Annotated in this window: 18 protein-coding genes and 5 tRNA genes; 14 read left to right on the plus strand and 9 right to left on the minus strand. The window is 71.3% G+C overall.

The genetic code is table 11. The features are described 5' to 3' along the window. Positions 1 to 9 precede the first annotated feature (9 nt). The 4 genes from OG500_RS24900 to cimA all read left to right on the plus strand — a co-directional run bounded on the left by OG500_RS24900 (position 10) and on the right by cimA (position 5109). Positions 10 to 591 carry a Uma2 family endonuclease gene (locus OG500_RS24900; RefSeq protein ID WP_327069047.1) on the plus strand — a complete coding sequence of 194 codons (582 nt, stop codon included), beginning with the start codon at positions 10 to 12 and terminating at the stop codon, positions 589 to 591. 59 nt (positions 592 to 650) lie between these two features. Next, entirely contained in the window at positions 651 to 1691 is a 1041-nt protein-coding gene (locus tag OG500_RS24905) for a 3-isopropylmalate dehydrogenase (RefSeq protein WP_327069048.1), read from the plus strand. Between the two features lie 182 nt (positions 1692 to 1873). After that, entirely contained in the window at positions 1874 to 2986 is a 1113-nt protein-coding gene (locus OG500_RS24910; RefSeq protein WP_327069049.1) for a branched-chain amino acid aminotransferase, read from the plus strand. Between the two features lie 479 nt (positions 2987 to 3465). Then, positions 3466 to 5109: a citramalate synthase gene (gene cimA, locus OG500_RS24915; RefSeq protein WP_329583545.1), complete on the plus strand. Its 1644-nt coding sequence runs from the start codon at positions 3466 to 3468 to the stop codon at positions 5107 to 5109. Positions 5110 to 5187: 78 nt separating this feature from the next. On the opposite strand, the gene OG500_RS24920 is transcribed toward cimA, so the two are convergent. The 8 genes from OG500_RS24920 to OG500_RS24955 all read right to left on the minus strand — a co-directional run bounded on the left by OG500_RS24920 (position 5188) and on the right by OG500_RS24955 (position 16576). Next, the gene (locus OG500_RS24920; protein ID WP_327069051.1) at positions 5188 to 5772 is read right to left on the minus strand and encodes a GTP-binding protein; all 585 of its coding nucleotides are present in this window, start codon (positions 5770 to 5772) and stop codon (positions 5188 to 5190) included. Beyond that, the gene (locus OG500_RS24925) at positions 5753 to 6370 is read right to left on the minus strand and encodes a DUF742 domain-containing protein (RefSeq protein ID WP_327069052.1); all 618 of its coding nucleotides are present in this window, start codon (positions 6368 to 6370) and stop codon (positions 5753 to 5755) included. Before OG500_RS24925 ends, OG500_RS24920 begins: the two co-directional genes overlap by 20 nt. 342 nt (positions 6371 to 6712) lie before the next feature. After that, complete coding sequence (locus tag OG500_RS24930; protein WP_184942492.1) at positions 6713 to 7126, minus strand: roadblock/LC7 domain-containing protein; 414 nt, start codon at positions 7124 to 7126, stop codon at positions 6713 to 6715. A gap of 10 nt (positions 7127 to 7136) precedes the next feature. After that, positions 7137 to 10673, minus strand: a complete 3537-nt coding sequence (locus OG500_RS24935; RefSeq protein WP_327069053.1) for a sensor histidine kinase — start codon at positions 10671 to 10673, stop codon at positions 7137 to 7139. Between the two features lie 491 nt (positions 10674 to 11164). Continuing rightward, complete coding sequence (locus OG500_RS24940) at positions 11165 to 11749, minus strand: GTP-binding protein (protein ID WP_184935419.1); 585 nt, start codon at positions 11747 to 11749, stop codon at positions 11165 to 11167. Beyond that, positions 11730 to 12155 carry a DUF742 domain-containing protein gene (locus OG500_RS24945; protein ID WP_327069054.1) on the minus strand — a complete coding sequence of 142 codons (426 nt, stop codon included), beginning with the start codon at positions 12153 to 12155 and terminating at the stop codon, positions 11730 to 11732. Before OG500_RS24945 ends, OG500_RS24940 begins: the two co-directional genes overlap by 20 nt. A gap of 100 nt (positions 12156 to 12255) precedes the next feature. Further along, positions 12256 to 12669 carry a roadblock/LC7 domain-containing protein gene (locus OG500_RS24950; protein ID WP_327071680.1) on the minus strand — a complete coding sequence of 138 codons (414 nt, stop codon included), beginning with the start codon at positions 12667 to 12669 and terminating at the stop codon, positions 12256 to 12258. Positions 12670 to 12679: 10 nt separating this feature from the next. Continuing rightward, on the minus strand, positions 12680 to 16576 hold the full coding sequence (locus tag OG500_RS24955) for a nitrate- and nitrite sensing domain-containing protein (protein ID WP_327069055.1): 3897 nt from the start codon (positions 16574 to 16576) through the stop codon (positions 12680 to 12682). A gap of 697 nt (positions 16577 to 17273) precedes the next feature. Here OG500_RS24955 and OG500_RS24960 point away from each other — a divergent pair. From OG500_RS24960 to OG500_RS24995, 8 genes are all read left to right on the plus strand, one after another. Next, positions 17274 to 17519 carry a hypothetical protein gene (locus tag OG500_RS24960; protein WP_327069056.1) on the plus strand — a complete coding sequence of 82 codons (246 nt, stop codon included), beginning with the start codon at positions 17274 to 17276 and terminating at the stop codon, positions 17517 to 17519. Between the two features lie 114 nt (positions 17520 to 17633). Next, on the plus strand, positions 17634 to 18434 hold the full coding sequence (locus OG500_RS24965) for a fumarylacetoacetate hydrolase family protein (RefSeq protein ID WP_329583554.1): 801 nt from the start codon (positions 17634 to 17636) through the stop codon (positions 18432 to 18434). Positions 18435 to 18446: 12 nt separating this feature from the next. Next, entirely contained in the window at positions 18447 to 19958 is a 1512-nt protein-coding gene (gltX, locus tag OG500_RS24970; protein WP_329583557.1) for a glutamate--tRNA ligase, read from the plus strand. 214 nt (positions 19959 to 20172) lie between these two features. Next, positions 20173 to 20244: transfer RNA gene (locus OG500_RS24975), tRNA-Gln, on the plus strand. A gap of 31 nt (positions 20245 to 20275) precedes the next feature. Next, positions 20276 to 20348: transfer RNA gene (locus tag OG500_RS24980), tRNA-Glu, on the plus strand. Between the two features lie 28 nt (positions 20349 to 20376). Continuing rightward, positions 20377 to 20452, plus strand: a tRNA-Glu gene (locus OG500_RS24985). An 81-nt stretch (positions 20453 to 20533) separates the two neighbouring features. Next, positions 20534 to 20606 (plus strand) — tRNA-Glu (locus OG500_RS24990). 46 nt (positions 20607 to 20652) lie between these two features. Continuing rightward, positions 20653 to 20727 (plus strand) — tRNA-Gln (locus tag OG500_RS24995). Between the two features lie 169 nt (positions 20728 to 20896). Here OG500_RS24995 and OG500_RS25000 read toward each other — a convergent pair. Continuing rightward, positions 20897 to 21610 carry an IclR family transcriptional regulator gene (locus tag OG500_RS25000; protein ID WP_035845980.1) on the minus strand — a complete coding sequence of 238 codons (714 nt, stop codon included), beginning with the start codon at positions 21608 to 21610 and terminating at the stop codon, positions 20897 to 20899. A gap of 150 nt (positions 21611 to 21760) precedes the next feature. On the opposite strand from OG500_RS25000, the gene leuC reads away from it, so the two are divergent. Then, positions 21761 to 23212: a 3-isopropylmalate dehydratase large subunit gene (gene leuC, locus OG500_RS25005; RefSeq protein WP_327069059.1), complete on the plus strand. Its 1452-nt coding sequence runs from the start codon at positions 21761 to 21763 to the stop codon at positions 23210 to 23212. Positions 23213 to 23218: 6 nt separating this feature from the next. Further along, on the plus strand, positions 23219 to 23815 hold the full coding sequence (gene leuD / locus OG500_RS25010) for a 3-isopropylmalate dehydratase small subunit (protein WP_327069060.1): 597 nt from the start codon (positions 23219 to 23221) through the stop codon (positions 23813 to 23815). Positions 23816 to 23994 lie beyond the last annotated feature (179 nt).

Genomic DNA, 23994 nt, shown 5'->3' on the forward strand with positions numbered 1-23994 from the left:
AATCTCCGCATGGGAGCAATGATGAGCGCCGAACCGTTCCCGGCCTGGCTGCGCCCGCCCGTCGGTGGCTGGACGGCGGAAGATCTGGACCGGCTCCCCGAGCTGCCTCCGCACACGGAGCTGATCGACGGGAGCCTGATCTTCGCGAGCCCGCAGACGACATTCCACAACTGGGCCATGTGGCTTCTGGAGTACGGGCTTCGGACGTCGGTGCCGACCGAATGGGAGGTCTGGCGGGAGATGTCGGTCGTGCTCGGCAAGCGGAACCGTCCGGAGCCGGACCTCCTGGCGGCCAGGCGAGGGGCCTACGGAGGCCCCAAGCAGACCGCCTTCCAGCCCGAGGACGTCCTGCTGGCGATCGAGGTGGTGTCGGAGGAGTCCGTCGAGCGCGATCGGGACGTCAAGCCGCGCAAGTACGCCGAAGCAGGCATCCGCTACTTCTGGCGGGTCGAGAGCGACGAGGGCCGCCCGGTCGCCTACACCTACGAGATCGACCCCGCCGCCGGCGCCTACATCGGTACGGGTGTGCACCGGGAGGTGCTCAAGCTGGATCACCCGTTCCCGGTGGAGATCGAGCTGACCCGCCGCTGACCGTCCGCATTCTGGACGCCGGATGTCACTCTCCAAGACAGGGGAGTACCGTTCCCAGCATGTCTCGCAGCCTTCGTCTCGCAGTGATCCCCGGTGACGGTATCGGCCAGGAAGTCGTGGCCGAGGGCCTCAAGGTGCTTGCCGCCGCCCTCCCCGGCGACGTCAAGCTGGAGACCACCGAGTACGACCTCGGCGCCCGCCGCTACCACGCCTCCGGTGAGACCCTCCCGGACGCGGTGCTGGCGGAGCTGAAGACGCACGACGCGATCCTGCTCGGTGCGATCGGCGACCCCTCCGTCCCCTCCGGGGTGCTGGAGCGCGGGCTGCTGCTCAAGCTGCGGTTCGCCTTCGACCACCACATCAACCTCCGCCCGGGCAAGCTCTTCCCCGGCGTCGCCTCGCCGCTGGCCGGCACCCCGGCGATCGACTTCGTGGTCGTCCGCGAGGGCACCGAGGGCCCCTACGTCGGCAACGGCGGCTCGCTGCGCACCGGCACCGAGCAGGAGGTGGCCACCGAGGTCAGCCTCAACACCGCCTTCGGCATCGAGCGCGTGGTCCGCGACGCCTACCGCCGGGCCGCCGCCCGTCCGCGCAAGAAGCTGACCCTGGTCCACAAGAACAACGTGCTGGTGCACGCCGGCCACCTGTGGACCCGGATCTTCCAGCAGGTCGGCCAGGAGTTCCCCGAGGTCACCACCGACTACCTGCACGTGGACGCGGCGACCATCTTCTTCGTCACCCAGCCCGAGCGGTTCGACGTGATCGTCACCGACAACCTGTTCGGCGACATCCTGACCGACCTGGCCGCCGCCGTCACCGGTGGCATCGGCCTGGCCGCGAGCGGCAACATCAACCCCTCCGGGGCCTTCCCCTCGATGTTCGAGCCGGTGCACGGCTCCGCCCCGGACATCGCGGGCCAGGGCAAGGCCGACCCGACGGCCACCGTGCTGTCGGTGGCCATGCTCCTCGACCACCTCGGTTTCACCGCCGAGGCGGCCAAGGTCGAGGCGGCCGTCGCCGCCGACCTGGCCGGGCGCGGCAGCGCCGTGCGGACCACCACCGAGGTCGGCGACGCGCTCGCCGGCCGAGTATCCGGCTGACGGGCCGGCTGAGAGGCGGAGCGAGGCGCCCCGGGGGCGCTACAAATCCACAGCTGTTCGGCACGGCCCCTTAGATGCGAGTATCAACAGTGGGCCGTGCCTTCGGCGTACCCGGGTTCCCCCGACCCGCCGCCGGGAGGCGGTCACGGCCCTGACCAACCACACGGTGAAGGACAGAAGCCATGACCACGCCCACCCAGGCGCCCATCACGTTCGAGCTCAAGCCTTCCGCGCACCCGCTGCCCGCGGCGGAGCGCGAGGCCAGGCTGGCGAACCCCGGCTTCGGCCGGATCTTCACCGACCACATGGTCACCATCCGCTGGACCGAGGGCCGCGGCTGGCACGACGCCCAGCTCACCCCGTACGCGCCGCTGGAGATGGACCCGGCGAACATGACCCTGCACTACGGGCAGGCCATCTTCGAGGGCCTCAAGGCCTACCGCCAGCCCGACGGCTCGATCGCCTCCTTCCGTCCGGAGGCGAACGCGGCCCGCTTCCAGGCCTCGGCCCGCCGCCTGGCGATGCCCGAGCTGCCCGCCGACGCCTTCGTCAAGGCCTGTGAGCTGCTCGTCCAGCAGGACCGCGACTGGGTGCCCACCGAGGCCGAGCAGAGCCTCTACCTGCGCCCGTTCATGTTCGCCGCCGAGGCGGGCCTGGGGGTCCGGCCCGCCAACGAGTACCTCTTCATCGTGATCGCCTCCCCGGCCGGCGCCTACTTCCCCGGCGGCGTGAAGCCGGTCTCGGTCTGGCTCTCCGAGGAGTACGTGCGCGCCGCGCCCGGCGGCACCGGCGCCGCCAAGTGCGCGGGCAACTACGCCGCTTCGCTGGTCGCCCAGGCCCAGGCCGCGGCCCAGGGCTGCGACCAGGTGGTCTGGCTGGACGCCGCCGAGCACAAGTGGATCGAGGAGATGGGAGGCATGAACCTCTACTTCGTCCTCGGCGAGGGCGAGGACGCGAAGATCGTCACCCCGGCCCTGTCCGGCGCGCTGCTGCCCGGCATCACCCGTGACTCGCTGCTCACCATCGCCGCCGACCTCGGCTACGCCACCGAGGAGCGCAAGATCTCCACCGACGAGTGGAAGCAGGGCAACGCCGACGGCACCCTGACCGAGGTCTTCGCCTGCGGCACCGCCGCCGTGATCACCCCGGTCGGCTCGGTCAAGTCCGCCCGCGCCGACTGGACCGTCGGCAAGGGCGAGCCCGGCCCGGTCACCATGCGCCTGCGCGAGACCCTGCTCGCCCTCCAGGGCGGCACCGTCAAGGACACCCACAACTGGATGCACCCGATCGCCTGAACCACCTCACCCGGGTGTTCCACGGCGCTGGGACACCCGGGTGGGTAGCCTCGAAGCGTTCCGCTCCGAGCCCTTCTCCTTCACCCTCGACACCGATCGCCTGTCCTGATACTCCCGTCCCGGATCGCGAGACGTCCCGACCGCCTTCCGGATCATGTGCCAGACTTCCAGCGTGTCCTCGCTCGCGCTCATTATTGGCAGCAGGCGCGCCGGTCCGCAGTGACCGTTCCGCAGTGATCCCCGCGGGACGACCACCGTGTCTCAAGACCCGCGCGCAGACCTCTCGCACCCGCGAGGGGTCTTTTGTTTTTGCCAGGTCCGGCCCACCCCACGCCGGCCGGCCAGGACCCGACGGACCGGCTCCAGCCCACCAGGCGGGAGCGGGAGCCGGGTGGCGCGCGGGATGGTGGACAGTGGAGCCGGGGACGGAAGACCGGCAGACAAGCAGAGACATCTCCCCGAACGGAGAAACCAGGGCCATGACCGACGGCAGTACGCGTCACCCCGACGACAGCTTCCACGTCTTCGACACCACCCTGCGCGACGGCGCGCAGCGCGAGGGCATCAACCTCACGGTGGCCGACAAGCTGACCATTGCACGGCACCTGGACGACTTCGGAGTCGGGTTCATCGAGGGCGGCTGGCCGGGCGCCAACCCCCGTGACACCGAGTTCTTCGCCCGGGCCGCCACCGAACTCGACCTGAAGCACGCGCAGTTGGTGGCCTTCGGGGCGACCCGCCGGGCCGGCGGCGAGGCGGCGACGGACCCGCAGCTGGCGGGGCTGCTCGACTCCGGAGCCCCGGTGATCACCCTGGTCGCCAAGGCGCACGACCGCCACGTGGAGCTGGCCCTGCGCACCACGCTGGACGAGAACCTGGCGATGATCCGGGACAGCGTCGCCCACCTGCGCGCGCGCGGGCGCCGGGTCTTCGTCGACTGCGAGCACTTCTTCGACGGCTACCGGGCCAACCGCGACTACGCCCTCGCCGTGGTGCGCACCGCGCAGGAGGCGGGCGCCGACGTCGTGGTGCTCTGCGACACCAACGGCGGGATGCTGCCCGCGGGCATCCGCGAGACCGTCGCCGAGGTGCTGGCCGCCACCGGCGCCCGGCTCGGCATCCACGCGCAGGACGACACCGGCTGCGCGGTGGCCAACACGCTGGCCGCGGTGGACGCCGGGGCCAGCCACGTCCAGTGCACGGCCAACGGCTACGGCGAGCGGGTCGGCAACGCCAACCTGTTCCCGGTGGTCGGCGCGCTGGAGATCAAGTACGGGCGCCCGGTGCTGCCGCTCGGCAAGCTGGCCGAGATGACCCGGATCTCGCACGCCATCGCCGAGGTGGTCAACCTGACGCCCGGCACCCACCAGCCGTACGTGGGCGTCTCCGCCTTCGCGCACAAGGGTGGCCTGCACGCCTCCGCGATCAAGGTCGACCCGAACCTGTACCAGCACATCGACCCCGAGCGGGTCGGCAACACCATGCGGATGCTGGTCTCCGACATGGCCGGGCGGGCCTCGGTGGAGCTCAAGGGCCGGGAGCTGGGCTACGACCTCTCCGCCGACCGCGAGCTGGTGGGCCGGGTGGTCGCCAAGGTCAAGGAGCAGGAGAACCTCGGCTACACCTACGAGGCCGCCGACGCCTCCTTCGAGCTGCTGCTCCGCGACGAGGTGCACGGCAGCCGCGAGCGCTTCTTCACGCTGGAGTCCTGGCGCACCATCAGCGAGCAGCGGCAGGAGGGCGGCACGGGCAACGAGGCCACGGTGAAGCTCTGGGCCAAGGGCGAGCGGATCGTGGCCACCGGCGAGGGCAACGGGCCGGTCGACGCGCTGGACAAGGCCCTGCGCACCGCGCTGGAGCGGATCTACCCGCAGCTGGCCAAGCTGGAGCTGGTGGACTACAAGGTCCGGATCCTGGAGGGCCGGCACGGCACCGGCTCGCGCACCCGGGTGCTGGTGGAGTCCGCCGACGGCAGCGCGACCTGGTCCACCGTGGGTGTCGCGGACAACGTGATCGACGCCTCCTGGCACGCGCTGGACGACGCCTACACCTACATCCTGCTCAAGTCCGGCCTCGAACCGGAGCACCGGGAGCCGGGGCACCGGGAGACGGAGCAGGGCTGACACGGATGCGGGGACCCCGGCCCACGGGGTCCCCGACCGCCCCGGCGCACCGGCGGGAGCGCCGGACCGGGGCCCAGGTCAGCGGAGTCTGGCGAGCAGGGCGTGTTCGACGAGGGTGATCAGGGCGCTCTTGGCGCTGTCGCGGCGGCGGGCGTCGAGGGCGATGATCGGGGTGTCGGGGCCGAGCTGGAGTGCTTCGCGGACTTCGTCGGGGGTGTGGGGCTGGTGTCCGTCGAAGCCGTTGAGGGCGACGACGAAGGGCAGTCCGCTGTTCTCGAAGTAGTCGAGGGCGGGGAAGCAGTCGGCGAGGCGGCGGGTGTCGACGAGGACGACGGCGCCGATGGCGCCGCGGACGAGGTCGTCCCACATGAACCAGAAGCGGTCCTGGCCGGGGGTGCCGAAGAGGTAGAGGATGAGGTCTTCGTCGAGGGTGATGCGGCCGAAGTCCATGGCCACCGTGGTGGTGGTTTTTCCGGAGACCTTGCTGATGTCGTCGATGCCGGCGGAGGCGCTGGTCATGACGGCTTCGGTGCGCAGCGGGTTGATCTCGGAGACGGCGCCGACGAGGGTGGTCTTGCCGACACCGAAGCCGCCCGCCACGACGATCTTCGCGGAGGTGGTGGCGCGGGTGGCGGCCGCGGGGCTAGAGCTTGCGAAGTCCACTGAGGACCCTTTCGAGCAGCGTGACGTCGGGCTGGTTGCCGGATTCGCCCCCGGCGGCGGGCTGGTGGATGGCGACCAGGCCGGCTTCGGCGAGGTCGGCCACGAGGATCCGGGCCACCCCGAGTGGCAGGGAGAGCAGCGCCGAGACCTCGGCCACCGACTTCACCTCGGTGGCGCACAGCGTGCAGATCCGCTGGTGCTCGGGCAGCAGCGTGGCCAGGCGGGCCTGGTCGACATTGGCCGAAACCAGTGCCTCCAGAGCCAGTTCGTACCGCGGTCGGGTGCGGCCCCCGGTCATCGCGAACGGTCTGATCAGCGGACCGCTGTCCGCTTCGTCGGCACCCGCCGCGTCCTGGAGCCCAGCGGCCTGCCGCTGGTCCGCGGCGGCGGGCTCTGCCTGCGGGGCAGGCCGCATCTGCTGCTGCGGGTACGGCTGGCCGTGCTGCGGGAGGGGCCGACCGTACGGGTCGCCGTACTCGCCGTACTGCGGTCGGCCGTAGCTCTGGCCTTGGCCTGCGCCGGGAGTACCGAACGCGTCGTGGCCGGTGCCGGGGTACGGGACTCCGTACGAGCCCTGGCGATCGTCGGGCGGTGTCACGGTTCCTCTCCTCACAGGATGCGGCTGTTGCAAGGTGCGGGCGCGGCGTCGGCTGTGGGGCCGGTGCCGGTGGTGCGAGGTGCCGTACAAGCCCGACACCGTGCCCGTCGCCACGGGCTCGGAAAGGGGCGGCTGGATACTACAAGTACTACGACGGTGACCGCATGCCCTCACCGGGGTACGTCCGATGGCCCGTCAGTGATACCCGATGGACCGTCAGGAGCGCTACGCCGGACCGAAAACAGCTGGTCCGAGGGGGCGTGGCCGCAGTGCCTGCTGACCGACGGACCGTCAGGGGCGTCGGTTCGGCGCAGTGCGCCGGGACGAGCCCCTGACGGCCGGTCAGTGCAGGAGGCTGCCCTGGAGTTCGGCTCGCAGGGCGGGGGTGAGGACGGCGCCGGCCCGGTCGACGAGCAGGGCCATCTCGTAGCCGACGAGGCCGATGTCGGAGTCGGGGGAGGCGAGGACGGCGAGCGAGGAGCCGTCGCTGATGGCCATCAGGAAGAGGAAGCCGCGCTCCATCTCCACGACGGTCTGGTTGACGTCGCCGCCCTCGAAGATCCGGCTGGCGCCGGAGGTCAGCGAGGTGAGGCCGGAGGCGACGGCGGCGAGCTGGTCGGCGCGGTCGCGCGGGAAGCCCTCGGACATGGCGAGCAGGAGCCCGTCGGCGGAGACCACCACCGTGTGCGACACCCCGGGGGTGTTGTCCACGAAATTGGTGATCAGCCAGTTCAGGTTCTGTGCGGCCTGGCTCATCTGAGTCAACTCAACGCTCCTGGTGGTTCGAGCCGCCGAAGAGATCGGTGCTGTCGTTCTGGTGTCCTGCCCCGGGGTGACCGGGCTGGGACATGTCCTGGGGGTCGATCCGGAAGCTGCCGGTCTGGCCGGACTCGCTGCCCGCGTTGCGGCCCTGGGCCACACCGCGGCGCAGGTTGGTCAGGCGACCGCGCACCTCCTCGGGGCTGCGCGAGACCTGCGGTCCCTCGCTGCTGCCCGACTTGGCGTTGCCGGGGACGAGGTTCTGCTTGGGGACCCGGCGCGGCAGACCGGATCCGGTCACCCCGCCGGCAGCCGGCTCGCGCACCTGCTCGGCGCGCTGCCAGGCCCCGTCGTTCGCCGACTGCCAGGCGGTCGGGCCGGTCGGGCCCGAGGCGCCGAGGCCCGACACCTGGTGGCCGCGCGCCGCCTCGGCCTCGTCGGCCGAGGTGTCCTTGGCACCGGTGAACCAGTTCGGCTGCTCGTCCGAGTTCAGCTCGCCGATCGCGCGGGAGCCGAGCCCACCGCCCACCAGCTGCTGGCCGGGGCGGCGCTGCGGCAGACCCGAGTCGAGCGTGGGCGGCTGGGCCGCCGGCAGCGCCGGGGACTCGGCACCGTACGGGTGGCCGGCCGGGGTCTCGCCGCGGCCGGGGCCCGAGGTGCCCCGCGGCGCGAAGCCGTCGAAGCCGCGCTCGGAGACCTGCGGCAGGGCGGCGGTGTCCTGGTAGCCGTCGTCCGCCGGCTGCTGGTAGCCGTGCCGCTGGTAGCCCTCGGGCTGGTAGCCGCCGTCCTGGTAGCCGTAGGCCCCGGCGCCCTGGTCGGCGTAGTAGCCCTGCTGCTGGCCGTAGCCGCCGTAGGACTGCTCGGGGGCCTGCTGCTGGTAGCCCTGGCCGGCGTAGGGCTGCTGGTCGGCGTAGTAGCCGCCGTCCTGGTAGCCCTGCTGCTGGCCGTAGCCGTAGGACTGCTCGTGGGCCTGCTGCCCGTAGTCCTGCTGCTCCGGCTCGGGCTCGACGAACTCCGCCTCGACGTAGTCCGCCTCGGCGGCCTCCGCGTGGCCGAGCTCGGCCCGGCTGAACTCGGCGGTCGCGTAGTCGCCCTGCTGGAAGTCGTCCTGGCGGAACTCGCCCTGCTGCAGCTCGTCACGGCCGAAGCCCTGCTGCTGGAACCCGTCCGGCTGGAAGCCCTCGCCGGCGAACTCCTGCTCGCCGCCGTCGAACTCGCCGGCCTCGCCGGAGCCGGACTCCAGTGCGGCCCGGCGGCGCTGGTCCAGCCGCTGCGAGCGCTGCATCGAGTCCAGCGCCGGGCTGAAGCCGCCGGCGCCGCGCCCACCGAGGGCGAGGTTGTCGTCGAAGCCCAGCTCGGCCGCGCTGCGCGGCGCGGCGTAGCCGTCCTGGTCCCAGCCGGCGGTCGAGGGCTCCTGGTCCGCGAAGATCCGCGAGACCGTGAACTCCTCCTCCGGCTCCGGCATGGCGCGCATCTGGGTCAGCGCGGCCGGGAGCATGACCAGCGAGGTGGTGCCGGCCGACTCGCCCGAGGGACGCAGCTGGACGCGCACGTCGTGGCGGTCGGAGAGCCGGCCGACCACGAACAGGCCCATGCGGCGGGAGATCGAGGCGTCGACCGTGGGCGGCTCGGCGAGCTTCTCGTTGATCTCGGCGAAGTCCTCGGCGGTCAGGCCGATGCCCTTGTCGTGGATCTCGACCAGCACCCGGCCGTCCGGCAGCCGGGTCGCGGTGACGGTGACCCGGGTCTGCGGGCTGGAGAACGAGGTGGCGTTCTCCAGCAGCTCGGCGAGCAGGTGGACGAGGTCGGTCACGGCCGCGCCGATGACCTCGGCCTCCGGGATGCCGGACAGCTCGATGCGCTCGTACTGCTCCACCTCGGAGGCGGCGGCGCGCAGCACGTCGACCAGCGGGACGGGGGTGTTCCAGCGACGGCCCGGCTCCTCACCGGCCAGAACCAGCAGGTTCTCACCGTTGCGGCGCATACGGGTGGCGAGGTGGTCCAGCTTGAAGAGGTTCTCCAGCTGGTCCGGGTCGGCCTCGTTGTTCTCCAGGTCGGTGATCAGCGCCAGCTGGCGCTGGATGAGGCCCTGGCTGCGGCGCGAGAGGTTGGAGAAGATCGCGTTCAGGTTGCCTCGGAGCAGCGCCTGCTCGGCGGCCAGCGAGACCGCCTGGCTGTGCACCTGGTCGAAGGCGCGGGCGACCTCGCCGATCTCGTCCCGGCCCCAGAGCGGAATCTTCTCGACGTTGGTGTCCACCCGGTCCGGGTCGGTCTTGGAGAGCTTCTCGACCAGGTCGGGCAGTCGGTGGTTGGCGATCTCCAGCGCGGCGGTGTTCAGCACGCGCATCCCGAGGATCATCGAGCGGGCGATGAAGCCGGTGAGCAGACCGGCCAGCACCAGCGAGGCCACCACGATCGAGGCGTTCAGGATGGCGTCGGTCTGGGCGCTGTCCTTGGCGGTGACCGCGTCGTTGACGACGCTGTTCAGCAGCGAGGTCTCGGTGGACCGCAGCGGGTTGATCTCGCTCTGGGTGGCCTGCAGCCAGTTCGCCGGGGTCAGGCCGGCGGACTGTGCGCTGGCGGCGGCCTGCGCCGCGGCGGCGGCGGAGTCCGGGGTGGACATGCCGTCCGAGGCGGCCTGCTGGTAGGCCAGGCCGATGCTCATCAGGCCCGTCACGCTGGGCAGCGTCTGGTTGTCCGGCATCCGCAGCGGCAGCTTGGCATCGGCGGTGGCCTCGGCGACCAGTGCGTCCGCGTAGACGTGGTTGTCCTGCGGGGAGGAGCCGGTCTGGAAGCTCGCCAGCGCGTTCTGCTGGATGTTGGAGGAGACCAGCAGATCCTGGATCAGCTGGATGTTCTCCCACCGGGTGGTCTTCTGGGCGCCGATCCCGACCAGCAGCATCAGCATCTGGGCGCGCTGGGTCGAGGAGTAGGCCTTGGTCTGCGAGATGTTGTAGATGGCGCGACCGCGGTTCACCCCTGCGGCGCTGCCGGCGCCGACCGTACCGTCGATCGACAGCAGCGGGTTGATCATCACCGAGTAGGCGTCGATGGTGGCGCTCGCGTACAGCTCGGGCGTGTAGGCGACGCTGCGCAGGTGCGCCAGCGAGGCGGCGTCCGACTCGAACGCGTAGTCGTCCTGGGTGATTTCGGCGCTGTTGCTGATCTTGGCGACGGCGGCGCGGTACGTGGTCATCCGCTGGTCCGTGGTGGCACGCAGCTTGGCGACGGTGCCCTCCGGGTCCTGCCCGGTGAGCAGCGGGGTCAGGCTGAGGTCGCGCTCGTTCTCCAGCGCGTCGGCCAGGTTGGTGGCGGCGCGGGCCAGCTCGGCGATCTTCTCGGCCTGGCTGGCCTTGACGTAGCTGTCGAACGAGGTGTTGACGCGCAGACCGCCGAAGACCAGCGCGATGATGACCGGTATCAGCATGATCGAGACGAGTCGGACCGGCACCCGCCAGTTGCGGAAGGCCAGGAACTCGTACCGGCTGGTCCGCGTTGGACGTTCGTCGGTGCCGCTACCGGGCTCCAGGGGCGAACTGACCAATCGGCCCGGGGTACCGGAGCCGGGCAGGGGACGCTCGGGCTTCGCCGCGAAGGGGGAGAACCCGGCAGAACTCTGGCCGCTGCGGTCCGTCTCGCGGGGCTCGGAGCCCTTCTGCGGCGTGACTGGCTGCTTACGCCTCACTCGACAACAACCTCTCGGCCGCTCGGCGGCCATGGATCAATCCAGCGGCTACCCCTGGCCGCAGCCCGCTGCTGGGTGGAACTGCTATCTGGGTCACTTCGGGGGTAGCTGGAATTTCAGCACGTGCGGGAGAACGGGACAAACAGCTCAGCTGAGTCGCGCCTCGGAGCACATATAGGACATTCGGCCACAGGCTCCCCCAAACCCTCGGGTGCCGTAAGCCGAGCGCACCCGAACGACTACGGGTTGTCACCGAAACGTCCGAAATGCCTACCGAACCGTTATGCGATGCACAGAACCCGTAACGCGCAGGACGGATCGGGGACCCCGCGAGGTCCCCGATCCTTCGGTCAGCGGAGTCTGGCGAGCAGGGCGTGTTCGACGAGGGTGATCAGGGCGCTCTTGGCGCTGTCGCGGCGGCGGGCGTCGAGGGCGATGATCGGGGTGTCGGGGCCGAGCTGGAGTGCTTCGCGGACTTCGTCGGGGGTGTGGGCCTGGTGTCCGTCGAAGCCGTTGAGGGCGACGACGAAGGGCAGTCCGCTGTTCTCGAAGTAGTCGAGGGCGGGGAAGCAGTCGGCGAGGCGGCGGGTGTCGACGAGGACGACGGCGCCGATGGCGCCGCGGACGAGGTCGTCCCACATGAACCAGAAGCGGTCCTGGCCGGGGGTGCCGAAGAGGTAGAGGATGAGGTCTTCGTCGAGGGTGATGCGGCCGAAGTCCATGGCCACCGTGGTGGTGGTCTTTCCGGAGACCTTGCTGATGTCGTCGATGCCGGCGGAGGCGCTGGTCATGACGGCTTCGGTGCGCAGCGGGTTGATCTCGGAGACGGCGCCGACGAGGGTGGTCTTGCCGACACCGAAGCCGCCCGCCACGACGATCTTCGCGGAGGTGGTGGCGCGGGTGGCGGCCGCGGGGCTAGAGCTTGCGAAGTCCACTGAGGACCCTTTCGAGCAGCGTGACGTCCGGCGTGCCGCCCGACTCGCCGGCGGCGGCGGGCTGGTGGATGGCGACCAGGCCGGCTTCGGCGAGGTCGGCCACGAGGATCCGGGCCACCCCGAGCGGCACCTGGGCCAGGGCCGAGATCTCGGCCACCGACTTGACCTCCTGGCACAGCTGGACGATCCGCTGGTGCTCGGGCAGCAGGCCGGTGGTGCGGGCCGCGTTGCCGGTGGTGGAGATCAGGGCCTCGATGGCCAGCTGGTAACGCGGCCGGGTACGGCCACCGGTCATGGCGTACGGGCGCACCAGCGGCTGCTGCTCGTAGCCGCCGTTGTTCTGGTCGCCGTAGCCGGAGCCGTACCCGTTGCCGTACGAGCCGGCCGGTGTCGGGGGCGGGGTCATGCGGATCCTCCTTGCGCTGCGGCTGATTCTGCGTCAGCTGTGGGTAGGTCGCCGGGCCCGGCGGTGTGCCGGGCCCGACGGAGGGTGACGTGAGTCCCTGTCAGTGCAGGAGGCTGCCCTGGAGTTCGGCTCGCAGGGCGGGGGTGAGGACGGCGCCGGCCCGGTCGACGAGCAGGGCCATCTCGTAGCCGACGAGGCCGATGTCGGAGTCGGGGGAGGCGAGGACGGCGAGCGAGGAGCCGTCGCTGATGGCCATCAGGAAGAGGAAGCCGCGCTCCATCTCCACGACGGTCTGGTTGACGTCGCCGCCCTCGAAGATCCGGCTGGCGCCGGAGGTCAGCGAGGTGAGGCCGGAGGCGACGGCGGCGAGCTGGTCGGCGCGGTCACGCGGGAAGCCCTCGGACATGGCGAGCAGGAGCCCGTCGGCGGAGACCACCACCGTGTGCGACACCCCGGGGGTGTTGTCCACGAAACTGGTGATCAGCCAGTTCAGGTTGCTGGCAGCCTGACTCATCTGACTCAACTCAACGCTCCTGGTTATCCGTGCCGAAGCCGTTGCTGCCGCGACCGCCGCCGCCGAAGGCGTCCGGCGCGGCAGAACGGTAGCCGTTCTGCCAATCGTCGGCACCGGCGGGGCGCCCCAAACCGTCGAACTGCTGCCCGGGCTGGGCAATTCCCTGGCCGGCGGGGCCCTGGCCCGGCTGACCCTGGCCCTGGACCGGCACGGCCTGGGTGGACTCCGCGCCCGCCCGGCGGCCCTGCTGGATGCCGCGGCGCAGGTTGGTCAACCGGCCGCGCACCTCCTCGGGGGCCCGGGACACCTGAGGACCGGTCAGCGGAGCGGCCTCGGCGGTCCCCGCCACCAGGTTCGCCTGCGGCGTGCGCCGGGGCAGACCGGAGAGCGTGACCCCGTCCGAGGACGGCTCGCGGACCTGCTCGGCGCGGCGCCAGCGCTCGTCGTTGGCCGACGGACGCCACGGCGCCTCGCCCGGACCGCCGAACGGCTGCTGGCCGCCCTGACCCTGACCCTGCTCCGGCATCGGCCGGTGGGCCTGCTCGCCCAGGCCCTGCTGGCCCAGGCCCTGCTGCTGGTCGAAGCCGGGGGCGCTGGTGCCGGGGCGCTGCGGCTGGTAGCCGCGAGAGCGGCCCTGCTGCTGCGCCGCCTCCTCGGCCTGCTGCTGGTTGACCTGCACCGAGGCCATCCGGCTGGCGCCGCCGTTGCGGAAGCCGGAGCCGTCCCCGGCCTGCCCGGGAGCACCCTGGCCGTCACCGACGGCGGTGCCGTGCTCGGGCGAGCGGCGCGGCGGCAGGGCCATCGGCTGCTGCGGCTGCTGCGGCGCGCCCTGGTACGGCGCGGGCGGCTGGGCCTGCTGCTGCGGAGCCTGCGGGGGCATGCCCTGGTAGCCGCCGGGCTGCTGCGGGCGCTGCTCGCCGGCCGGCCGCGGGTTGGCCACACTCGGCAGCACCGGCTCGACCAGACCCAGGCCCAGCGGGTCGCGCGGGTCGATCTCGCTGGCCTCGAAACGCGGCCGGGAGAACGGCACGGTGCTCTCCACCGGGGCCGGCGGGGGCGTGTTGCCGCCCGGGCCGGTGCCCTGCGGGGCGTGCTGGGGAGCGGGCTGCGGGCCGGGACGGCCGAGCGCCGGCTGCTGCACGGTGGGCGGACCCTGCGGGTCGCCGCCCGGCGCCTGCGGGCGCTCGGCCGGCCGGCCCGCGGGACGGCCGACCTGCGGGCCCTGCGGGCGACCCGCGGGCGGCTGCTGGCCGGTGCGCGCAGGGCGCTGTGCCTGGCCGCCGGCCGGCGGCAGGCCCTGGGTCGTCTGACCGGGCTGACGCTGCGGCAGGCCGCCGGGGCGTCCGGCGGGGCCGACATCCGTGCGGGTGTTCGGGCCGGCGGCGCGGCCGTGCTGCGGCTGCTCACCGGTCCGGGCGCCCTGCGGCGCCGCGGGGGCACCGCGGCGCGGCAGGCCGGGACCACCGGCGGGTGCTCCGGCGGCCGGTGCTCCGGCGGGCGCTGCGCCGGCCGGAGCACCGCCGGCCCGGCGGCCACCCTGCTGCGGCGGGCTGCCGGGCCGGTTCTGGCGCAGCGACTCGCCACGCGCCCGGGTCGGCAGGCCGCTGCTCGGGCTGCTCTGGGCCGCCGGTGCGGCCGGTGCGCCCTGGGCGGTCGGCGCGGGCTGCTGGCCCTGCTGCGGAGTCTGCGGGCCCTGCGGACCCTGGCCGAGCTGCGGACGGCCGCCGGGCGCAGCGCCCGGGCCGGCACCCTGGCCGAGCGCGGGGGTCGGGTTGCCGGGCAGCGTGCGGTGCTGGCGCGGCGTCGGTGCGGCCGTGCGCGGGGCCTTGCTCGGCTGCGCGGGGCCGGGGCGCGCGCCGCGCCGGTCGGCCGAGTTGGTGACGTCGGTCGGGAGCATGACCAGCGCGGTGGTGCCACCGGAGTCGCTGGGACGCAGCTGGATCCGGATGCCGTGACGCAGCGAGAGGCGACCGACCACGAACAGGCCCATGCGGCGGGAGACCGAGACGTCCACCGTCGGCGGGTTGGCCAGTCGCTCGTTGATCTCGGCCAGGTCGTCGGGGGACAGGCCGATGCCGGTGTCGTGGATCTCGATCAGCACCCGGCCGTCCGGCAGCGCGTGGCCGGTGACCCGGACCCTGGTCTGCGGGCTGGAGAACGAGGTGGCGTTCTCCAGCAGCTCGGCGAGCAGGTGGACGAGGTCGTTGACCACACGGCCCGCCACCTCGGCGGACGGCACGGTGGCGAGTTCGATGCGCTCGTACTGCTCCACCTCGGAGGCGGCGGCGCGCAGCACGTCGACCAGCGGCACCGGTCGGGTCCACCGGCGGCCCGGGTCCTCACCGGCGAGGACCAGCAGGTTTTCGCCGTTGCGGCGCATGCGGGTGGCCAGGTGGTCGAGCTTGAAGAGGCTGGCCAGCTGGTCGGGGTCGGCCTCGCGGCTCTCCAGCTCGGAGATCAGCGACAGCTGGCGCTGGATCAGGCCCTGGCTGCGGCGCGAGAGGTTGGTGAACATCGAGTTGATGTTGCCTCGGAGCAGCGCCTGCTCGGCGGCCAGGCGGACCGCCTCGCTGTGCACCATGTCGAACGCGTGGGCCACGTGGCCGATCTCGTCGGAGGAGTCGACGCCGACCGGTTCCACGGTCACGTCCACGTCGTGCGGGTCGGTCTCGGAGAGCGTCTTGACCAGCTCGGGCAGTCGCCGCTCGGCGACGTCCTCGGCGGCGGTCTGCAGCCTGGTCAGCGAGCGCACCATCGAGCGGGCCACCAGCGCGGCACCGATCACGGAGATCAGCAGCACCAGCGCGACCACGACGCTGTTGAGGATCACGTCGTTGTCGGCCTGCGCCTGCAGCGACTGCGCCTTGGACTTGAGCTCCTCGAGCAGTCGCTGCTCGATCGCGGTGTCGGCGTCGATCCGGACGCTGGCCTGGTCGTACCAGTCCTGGTAGGTGCGCGGGTCGGCCTGCTTGATGCCGTTGGTGGCGAGCACCTGGGTGGCGTACCGGTCGGCCAGCTGGATGTTGGTGTTGTTGGTCTGGCGGGCGCGCAGCTTCAGCGCGGCGACGTTGCCGTAGATCGCGTTGAAGTTGGAGACGGCGTTGTCGAACGCGGTGTTCAGACGGAAGCCGAAGCTCTGGTCCGAGGTGGACATGTCGGCGCCGCCCGGGCGGGCCAGCGCGGCGGCGATCAGCGCGCGCTGCTCGGAGCTGGTCTCCTTCTCGGTGGAGAACTGCTCCAGCGCACGGGTGGCCTTGACCAGGTCGGGGTTGGAGGAGGCGAGCGCGATGTCCTGGCTGATCGACACGAGGTCCTTGATGATCGTGTCGTAACTGGTGACCGTCGCCTCGATGTTGTCCTTCTGGCTGTAGGCCGAGGTGCGGGTGGTGGGCAGCAGCTGCATGTCCTTGCGGACCTGCAGGAGCAGCGAGTCACCACCCGACAGGTCCATGCCGTCGAAGCTGTCGGCACGCGCGTTGTACGCCTTGGTCGCCACGTCGGTGGCCGCCCGCGCGTTGTTGACCACGTCGTACTGCTGGTTCGGGTTCGTGGTCAGCGGACCGGCGCTGACGTCGCGCTCCTGCTGCAGCGCGTCGGCCAGCGCGGTGGCCTTGACCGCCAGGTCGCTGAGGTTGGTCATCTGGGCGAGCTGCTTGGAGCTGGCCGTCGAGCTCGAGATGCGCAGGCCGCCGAGGACCAGCGCGACCACCACGGGGAGCAGCAGCAGCGCGATCAGTCGGGTGCGGATTCGCCAGTTGCGCAGCCGGAGCCGGCTGAAGCCGGTGGACCGGCGACGGTTCAGCGAGCCGCGCAGTCTGGCGCGCCCGCTCTCACGGCCCTCGCCGCCCTCGTCGAGGTGGTCGTCGGCAGCCTCCGGGGCGCCGCTGGTGAGCCGGTCGCCCGGCACGGCGTCCGGCTCCGACTGGTGGGGGGCAGCCAGGGGCTCCGCCGACTCCGCCTGGCCTGCGGCGCCGCTACCCCTTTTGAAACGTCCCTGCACTGGCGTCGCAACCTCTGGACCGGGCGCCCCTCCGCGTTACCGAGGACAGGGCGGTGGCGAGTTTCGATTTCGGCAGACCCGGCTGATCCGGGCATGCACACGAGCCGCCGTGGGTAGCTCCTCTGCACTGCGTTCGGCCGGTGACGGTCGGTTGGATCGCGCTTCGCGGCGCTCGCGGTGCCAAGGAGGTTTACCTCCGGCGGTTCGTGGCATTCCAGCACAGCGCGGGAACTCCAACAAGGGGCGGGGTGGCGACTGCAGGGGCGCTACCGAGTGCGTGCGCGGTCTCACAGACGGTGCGGTGCAGGTCGCGAATACGGCAGTTTTCGGACAGTTGACGGCTCATCGTCCGAAACTCGCCGCTCGGACGGCTTCCCGGTATGCCGGGTACTTCTGGATTGTCGGAATTTACTTCTTGGGTGAAATATCCAATATGCGCGCGTTGGCCGGGAAATTGTGAGCAAACTCACAGGTCAATGTGTAGCTTTGGTCACGGCGTCTGTGGAATGAGATCCCTACGCTGGCTGCTGAGTCCCACCGGTGCCCCAGGCGACCGGTTGCAGCGGACCACCGGTACTTCCCCCGAATCGAAGGTGCAGAAGCGATGTCCCAGACGCCGGCCGTGTCGGTCAGCAAGCCGCTCAGCAAGGCGGTCAGCAAGTCGACCATCGGCTCCCGCGCGACCGCCAACCCGCGCCGGACCACCCTGGCCTCGCTGGAGGACTTCAGCCAGCTGCCCGGCGCCCGCACCAGCCGCGAGCCGCTCGAGTACTCGGCCGACCTGCCGACCAGCACCGCCAACCCGCGCCGCACCATCCTGATGAAGGTGCCCGAGCAGCAGCAGGGCTGAGCTGCGCGCATTCCGTCCCGAGGGCGCCGTCACCGCTGGTGGCGGCGCCCTCGGCGATTGACCGGGCGATAGCCTGGAGCACTCGTCGATCCAGCGCTGAGAGGTTGCCCAGCCGTGCGAATTGCCAGGTTCTCTGTCCGAGAAGGAGGCGCTGCCGCCGGCAGTGTGTCCTTCGGTGTGGTCGAGGGGGACGCCTCCCAGCCGGAGTCGCTGACGGTGCACGCCGTGGCCGGTCACCCCTTCGGCACTCCGCAACTGACCGGTGAGAGCTATCGGATCGGCCAGGTCAGGCTGCTCACCCCGATGCTGCCCAGCAAGATCGTCGCGGTCGGCCGGAACTACGCCGCGCACGCCGCGGAGCTGGGCCACCAGGTCCCCGAGGTCCCGCTCACCTTCTTCAAGCCCTCCACGGCGGTGATCGGCCCCACCGAGTCGATCGCCTACCCGCCGTTCTCCGAGGACGTCCAGCACGAGGCCGAACTGGCCGTGGTGATCGGCCGGATGTGCCGCGAGGTGCCGCTGGACCGGGCGTCCGAGGTGATCTTCGGCTACACCTGCGCCAACGACGTGACCGCGCGTGACGTCCAGCAGCGCGAAGGGCAGTGGGCCAGGGCCAAGGGCTTCGACACCAGCTGTCCGCTCGGTCCGTGGATCGAGACCGAGCTCGACCCGGCCGATCTGGCCGTCAGCTGCACGGTCAACGGCGAACCGCGCCAGAGCGGTCGCACCTCGCAGATGATCCGCGGCGTCGCCGAACTGATCGCGCACATCTCCGAGGCGATGACGCTGCTTCCGGGCGACGTCATCCTCACCGGTACTCCCGCGGGCGTCGGCCCGCTGCAGGTCGGCGACGAGGTCGCCGTCACCATCGAGGGCATCGGAACTCTCGCCAACAAGGTCATCTCCCGCGCTTGAAAGGCCGTACGCGTGGCTAACTCCACCCCGGACCTCGACCCCACCGTCCGGGTCCGCTTCTGTCCCTCCCCGACCGGCAACCCGCACGTCGGCCTGGTCCGCACCGCCCTCTTCAACTGGGCCTTCGCCCGCCACCACGGCGGCACGCTGGTCTTCCGGATCGAGGACACCGACGCGGCCCGGGACTCCGAGGACTCCTACAACCAGCTGCTCGACGCGATGCGCTGGCTCGGTTTCGACTGGGACGAGGGCCCCGAGATCGGCGGCCCGCACGCGCCCTACCGGCAGTCCCAGCGGATGGACATCTACGCCGATGTCGCCCGCCGGCTGCACGAGGCCGGGCACGCCTACGAGTGCTTCTGCAGCACCGAGGAGCTGGACGCGCGCCGCGAGGCGGCCCGCGCGGCCGGCCTGCCCTCGGGTTACGACGGCCTGTGCCGCACGCTGACCGAGGAGCAGAAGGCGATCTACCGGGCCGAGGGCCGGCAGCCGATCCTGCGCTTCAAGATGCCCGACGAGACCGTCGTCTTCGAGGACCTGGTCCGCGGCAGCCTCAGCTTCGAGCCCAAGGACGTGCCGGACTACGGCATCGTGCGGGCCAACGGCGCCCCGCTCTACACTCTGGTGAACCCGGTGGACGACGCCCTGATGGGCATCACCCACGTGCTGCGCGGCGAGGACCTGCTCTCCTCCACGCCCCGTCAGATCGCCCTCTACGCGGCGCTGGCGGAGATCGGCGTGGGCAACGGCGGCACCCCGCACTTCGGCCACCTGCCGTACGTGATGGGCGAGGGCAACAAGAAGCTCTCCAAGCGCGACCCGCAGGCCAGCCTCAACCTCTACCGCGAGCGCGGGTTCCTGCCCGAGGGCCTGCTCAACTACCTGGCGCTGCTGGGCTGGTCGCTGGCCGAGGACCGGGACCGGTTCTCCATGGCGGAGCTGGTCGAGGCCTTCGACATCAGCAAGGTGAACGCCAACCCGGCCCGCTTCGACCTGAAGAAGTGCGAGTCGATCAACGCCGACCACCTGCGGATGCTCAGCCCCGAGGACTTCGCGGCCCGGCTGGTCCCGTACCTGCAGGGCCCCGGCCTGCTGCCGGCCGAGCCGACCGCGGCCCAGCTGGAGCTGCTGGCCAAGGCCGCGCCGCTGACCCAGGAGCGGATGGTCGTGCTCTCCGAGGTGGTCGACATGCTCGGCTTCCTCTTCGTCGCCCCCGAGGCCTTCGCGGTCAACGCCGACGACGCGGCCAAGGCGCTGACCGCCGAAGCCCGCCCGGTGCTGGCCGCCAGCATCAAGGCGATCGAGGAGCTGGCGGACTTCAGCCCCGAGCCGATCCAGGCCGCGCTGCGCGAGGCGCTGGTGGAGGGGCTGGGCATCAAGCCCAAGTTCGCCTTCACGCCGCTGCGGGTGGCCGTCACGGGCCGGCGGATCTCCCCGCCGCTCTTCGAGTCGATGGAGCTGCTGGGCCGCCCGGAGACGCTGCGCCGCCTCGCGGCGGCGCTGGACGCCCTGCCGGAGGCCTGACGTGCTGTCGGGCCTGGTCGGGCGAGCCGCCGTGACCAGGCCCGACGCCCGGCCTGCGGTTATCGATTTTGGAGCGGGGCCACGCGTCGGGTAATGTTCTTTCTGCGCCGCCCGGGAGGGCAACGGCGAGGGACCAGAAGCCTCACCGGGATCCACACCGATCGGTACCGGCGCAAGCATCGAGCAAGACCCCTGTAGGGGGGTTGAGTTCTGGTGGGGTATGGTGTAATTGGCAGCACGAGTGATTCTGGTTCATTTAGTCTAGGTTCGAGTCCTGGTACCCCAGCGCAGTACCCGCAGTATCGTCAGTCCAGCAAGCCCCCGTTGTGTAGCGGCCTAGCACGCTGCCCTCTCACGGCAGTAGCGCCGGTTCGAATCCGGTCGGGGGTACGCAATGCAGAACATATGCATAGCAGGAGCCCCCGTTGTGTAGCGGCCTAGCACGCTGCCCTCTCACGGCAGTAGCGCCGGTTCGAATCCGGTCGGGGGTACCAGATCCTTCATCAGTCACCATCCGGATGAGGCCGATTCGATCGAGTCGGACCCCGGAGGCGGCGAAGCTGGATCGCCAGTTTGCCCCCGTTGTGTAGCGGCCTAGCACGCTGCCCTCTCACGGCAGTAGCGCCGGTTCGAATCCGGTCGGGGGTACTCAGCAGTTCGGCCGATGGTCTAAAACCATCGGCTTGATTGCTGTTGGGATATGGTGTAATTGGCAGCACGAGTGATTCTGGTTCATTTAGTCTAGGTTCGAGTCCTGGTATCCCAGCCACTGAATTCCCCCGGTGAATCCGGGGGTTTTTTGCGTTTTCGGGGCAGGCTGCTCCGGGACGGAACTCACGCCCCGGACGGAACACCCCGGGTCCGGACGGCAGAAGGGGCCGCGCACCAGATCCTGGTGCGCGGCCCCTTCCGGTGCCGTCCCGTGGCGCGGGGGCCGCTCAGCCCCGGCGCAGGGCGTCGGTGAGCCGGTTGGCGGCCTCGATGATGGCCTGCGCGTGCAGCCGCCCCGGGTGCCGGGTCAGGCGCTCGATGGGGCCGGAGACCGAGACGGCGGCCACCACGCGGTTGGAGGGCCCGCGGACCGGCGCGGAGACGGAGGCCACCCCGGGCTCCCGCTCGCCGATCGACTGGGCCCAGCCGCGGCGCCGCACGCCGCTGAGGGCGGTCGCGGTGAAGCGCGCGCCCTGCAGGCCGCGGTGCAGCCGCTCGGGCTCCTCCCAGGCGAGCAGGACCTGGGCGGCCGAGCCGGCCTTCATCGGCAGGGTGCTGCCGACCGGGACGGTGTCCCGCAGGCCGGAGAGCCGCTCGGCGGCGGCGACGCAGATCCGCATCTCGCCCTGCCGGCGGTAGAGCTGTGCGCTCTCGCCGGTGACGTCGCGCAGGTGGGTCAGGACCGGGCCCGCGGTGGCGAGCAGCCGGTCCTCGCCCGCCGCGGCGGAGAGTTCGGCAAGTCGGGGGCCGAGGATGAACCGGCCCTGCATGTCCCTGGTGACCAGGCGGTGGTGTTCGAGTGCGACGGCGAGTCGGTGGGCGGTGGGCCGCGCCAGGCCGGTGGCGGCGACCAGCCCCGCCAACGTGGCGGGGCCCGACTCCAGTGCACTGAGCACCAGAGCGGCCTTGTCGAGAACGCCGACGCCGCTAGTGTTGTCCATACGCCGATACTGCAGTCTCATTCCGCGAGACGCAAGTTCAATCTTCGGAGAAACGCGCCACCCTGGAGGAGCAGCCCGGGTGACATCCCCGGGAACGGGCACCCCAACGACACGATCAGGCCGGCAGAGCGGCCGGCTGGAGGGAAACCGATGGGACGGACACTCGCTGAGAAGGTCTGGAACGACCACGTGGTGCGGCGCGCGGAGGGCGAGCCCGACCTGCTCTACATCGATCTCCACCTGCTCCACGAGGTGACCAGCCCGCAGGCCTTCGACGGCCTGCGGCTGGCCGGCCGCCCGGTGCGCCGCACCGATCTGACGATCGCCACCGAGGACCACAACACCCCCACGGTGGACATCGACAAGCCCATCGCGGACCCGGTTTCCAAGGTGCAGTTGGAGACGCTGCGCCGCAACGCGGCCGAGTTCGGCGTCCGGATCCACTCGCTGGGCGACGTGGAGCAGGGCGTCGTCCACGTGGTGGGACCGCAGCTGGGGCTGACCCAGCCCGGCATGACCGTGGTCTGTGGCGACTCTCACACCTCCACCCACGGCGCCTTCGGTGCGCTGGCGTTCGGTATCGGCACCAGCCAGGTCGAGCACGTGCTGGCCACCCAGACCCTGCCGCTGGCGCCGTTCCGGACCATGGCGATCACCGTCGAGGGCGAGCTGCCCGAGGGTGTGACCGCCAAGGACCTGATCCTGGCGATCATCACCAGGATCGGTACCGGCGGCGGCCAGGGCTACGTCCTGGAGTACCGCGGTTCGGCGATCCGCGGGCTGTCCATGGAAGCCCGGATGACCATCTGCAACATGTCCATCGAGGCGGGCGCCCGGGCCGGCATGATCGCCCCGGACGACACCACGTTCGACTACCTGCAGGGCCGTCCGCACGCCCCCGAGGGCGCCGACTGGGAGGCCGCGGTCGCCTACTGGCGCACGCTGGCCACCGATGAGGACGCGGTCTTCGACGCCGAGGTGTTCATCGACGCGAGCGAGCTGACCCCGTTCGTCACCTGGGGCACCAACCCCGGCCAGGGCGCGCCGCTGGGCGCCTCGGTGCCGGACCCGGCCTCCTTCGAGGACCCGCAGGAGCGGGCCGCCGCCGAGAACGCGCTGGCCTACATGGGCCTGACCGCCGGCACCCCGCTGCGCGAGGTCGCGGTCGACGCGGTCTTCGTCGGCTCCTGCACCAACGGCCGGATCGAGGACCTGCGGGCCGCCGCCGCCGTCCTGGAGGGCCGCCGGGTCGCCGAGGGCGTGCGGATGCTGGTGGTGCCCGGTTCGGTCCGGGTCGCGCTGCAGGCCGTCGAGGAGGGCCTGGACAAGGTCTTCACCGCCGCGGGGGCCGAATGGCGGCACGCGGGCTGCTCGATGTGCCTGGGCATGAACCCCGACCAGCTGGCGCCGGGCGAGCGCTGCGCCTCGACCTCGAACCGCAACTTCGAGGGCCGCCAGGGCAAGGGCGGCCGCACCCACCTGGTGTCGCCTCAGGTGGCCGCCGCCACCGCGGTGCTGGGCCGACTGGCCGCACCGTCCGATCTCACTGCCAACCGTTCCGCCGGAACCCGTGCTGCGGGCACCGTCGCCCTGGAGGTCTGAAGCGCGATGGAGAAGTTCACCACCCACACCGGCCGGGCCGTTCCGCTGCGTCGCAGCAACGTCGACACCGACCAGATCATCCCCGCCCATTGGCTCAAGAAGGTCACCCGCTCGGGTTTCGAGGACGGACTCTTCGAGGCCTGGCGCAAGGACGACTCTTTCATCCTCAACCAGCCCGAGCGCAGCGGTGCGACCGTCCTGGTGGCCGGTCCCGAGTTCGGTACCGGATCATCGCGCGAGCACGCCGTCTGGGCCTTGCAGAACTACGGCTTCCAGGCCGTGATCTCCTCCCGTTTCGCCGATATCTTCCGCGGGAACTCGCTGAAGAACGGGCTGCTCACGGTGGTGTTGCCGCAGGAGACGGTGGAGCGGCTCTGGGCGCTGACCGAGGCCGATCCGAAGGCCGAGATCACCGTTGACCTCGAGGCCCGCGAGGTGCGCGCCGAAGGCGTCACCGCCCCGTTCGAACTGGATGAGAACGCCCGCTGGCGGCTGCTCAACGGGCTGGACGACATCAGCATCACCCTGGGGAACGCTGATGACATCACCGCCTTCGAGCAGCGCCGGCCGAACTTCAAGCCGCGCACCCTGCCGGTCTCCTGAGGAGCGGCAAAGGTCGACAAACCCGCAGCACCGCCGATGGCCCGCCCCCTTCCCGGGGGACGGGCCATCGGTCCGTTGCGGGGGGGAGTTAGGTCCTGACACCGCGTGAGATGTGGCAAGATACCGGCCCCGGATTTGGATGAAGACGGGGCCGACGCGTCGCAACTCCGAACGGATGG

The sequence above is a fragment of the Kitasatospora sp. NBC_01250 genome, from assembly GCF_036226465.1.
In the GTDB taxonomy this organism is placed as follows: Bacteria; Actinomycetota; Actinomycetes; order Streptomycetales; family Streptomycetaceae; genus Kitasatospora.

Bases quoted from the DNA above. Each gene is read 5' to 3' on its own strand.
- OG500_RS24900 (WP_327069047.1), top strand. From the start codon at position 10: ATGGGAGCAATGATGAGCGCCGAACCGTTCCCGGCCTGGCTGCGCCCG.
- OG500_RS24905 (WP_327069048.1), top strand. From the start codon at position 651: ATGTCTCGCAGCCTTCGTCTCGCAGTGATCCCCGGTGACGGTATCGGC.
- OG500_RS24910 (WP_327069049.1), top strand. From the start codon at position 1,874: ATGACCACGCCCACCCAGGCGCCCATCACGTTCGAGCTCAAGCCTTCC.
- cimA (WP_329583545.1), top strand. From the start codon at position 3,466: ATGACCGACGGCAGTACGCGTCACCCCGACGACAGCTTCCACGTCTTC.
- OG500_RS24930 (WP_184942492.1), bottom strand. From the start codon at position 7,126: ATGAGCCAGGCCGCACAGAACCTGAACTGGCTGATCACCAATTTCGTG.
- OG500_RS24945 (WP_327069054.1), bottom strand. From the start codon at position 12,155: ATGACCCCGCCCCCGACACCGGCCGGCTCGTACGGCAACGGGTACGGC.
- OG500_RS24950 (WP_327071680.1), bottom strand. From the start codon at position 12,669: ATGAGTCAGGCTGCCAGCAACCTGAACTGGCTGATCACCAGTTTCGTG.
- OG500_RS24960 (WP_327069056.1), top strand. From the start codon at position 17,274: ATGTCCCAGACGCCGGCCGTGTCGGTCAGCAAGCCGCTCAGCAAGGCG.
- OG500_RS25000 (WP_035845980.1), bottom strand. From the start codon at position 21,610: ATGGACAACACTAGCGGCGTCGGCGTTCTCGACAAGGCCGCTCTGGTG.
- leuC (WP_327069059.1), top strand. From the start codon at position 21,761: ATGGGACGGACACTCGCTGAGAAGGTCTGGAACGACCACGTGGTGCGG.
- leuD (WP_327069060.1), top strand. From the start codon at position 23,219: ATGGAGAAGTTCACCACCCACACCGGCCGGGCCGTTCCGCTGCGTCGC.